A 798-nucleotide genomic window follows, 5' to 3' on the forward strand; every position below is an offset into this window, starting at 1 on the left:
AGTCACGATTGACGAAGCTTGCGCTTCATTCATGTTTGTATTCCGTAGAATACGATTTTTGCCTCATCGTTCAGTTTTCAAAGTTCGTCATAAAAATGGTGGAGCCTAGCGGGATCGAACCGCTGACCTCCTGCGTGCAAGGCAGGCGCTCTCCCAGCTGAGCTAAGGCCCCATTAAAGGGATGAAATTGAAGATGGTCGGGAAGACAGGATTCGAACCTGCGACCCCTTGGTCCCAAACCAAGTGCTCTACCAAGCTGAGCTACTTCCCGAAAATGCACCCTGAGAGATTCGAACTCCCGACCCCTTGATTCGTAGTCAAGTACTCTATCCAGCTGAGCTAAGGGTGCGGAATATAAGGATCAAACAGCAAACATCAAAATGAAAATGGTACCGAGGGCCGGAATCGAACCGGCACGGGGAAACCCCCGCAGGATTTTAAGTCCTGTGCGTCTACCAGTTCCGCCACCCCGGCAGGGATATAAAAGGTAGAACCTTCATTCATAATTGAATTCTGGTGATCATTGAAGATAAAGATGGTGCCGGCAACAGGAGTCGAACCCGCGACCTACTGATTACAAGTCAGTTGCTCTACCAGCTGAGCTACACCGGCAAGTGTAATAAAAAATGGTGGAGGATGACGGGATCGAACCGCCGACCCCCTGCTTGTAAGGCAGGTGCTCTCCCAGCTGAGCTAATCCTCCATATGTATCGCCTGGCAGCGTCCTATCCTCACAGGGGGAAGCCCCCAACTACTTTCGGCGTTCAAGTGCTTAACTTCCGTGTTCGGCATGGGAAC

The 798-nt window shown here is 51.0% G+C and carries 6 tRNA genes and 1 rRNA gene; all 7 read right to left on the reverse strand.

Going from position 1 to position 798, the window contains the following annotated elements:
* Positions 1-96 precede the first annotated feature (96 nt).
* A tRNA-Ala gene (locus tag KNQ15_RS16605) sits at positions 97-172 on the reverse strand.
* A 22-nt stretch (positions 173-194) separates the two neighbouring features.
* Positions 195-271 (reverse strand) — tRNA-Pro (locus tag KNQ15_RS16610).
* 4 nt (positions 272-275) lie between these two features.
* Positions 276-349: transfer RNA gene (locus KNQ15_RS16615), tRNA-Arg, on the reverse strand.
* Positions 350-387: 38 nt separating this feature from the next.
* Positions 388-474 (reverse strand) — tRNA-Leu (locus KNQ15_RS16620).
* Positions 475-536: 62 nt separating this feature from the next.
* A tRNA-Thr gene (locus tag KNQ15_RS16625) sits at positions 537-612 on the reverse strand.
* A gap of 15 nt (positions 613-627) precedes the next feature.
* Positions 628-703: transfer RNA gene (locus tag KNQ15_RS16630), tRNA-Val, on the reverse strand.
* Between the two features lie 9 nt (positions 704-712).
* Positions 713-798 (reverse strand): 5S ribosomal RNA (rrf, locus tag KNQ15_RS16635); the annotation flags it as partial.

This window comes from Exiguobacterium sp. s168 (assembly GCF_018619035.1).
Taxonomy (GTDB): Bacteria; Bacillota; Bacilli; order Exiguobacteriales; family Exiguobacteriaceae; genus Exiguobacterium_A; species Exiguobacterium_A acetylicum.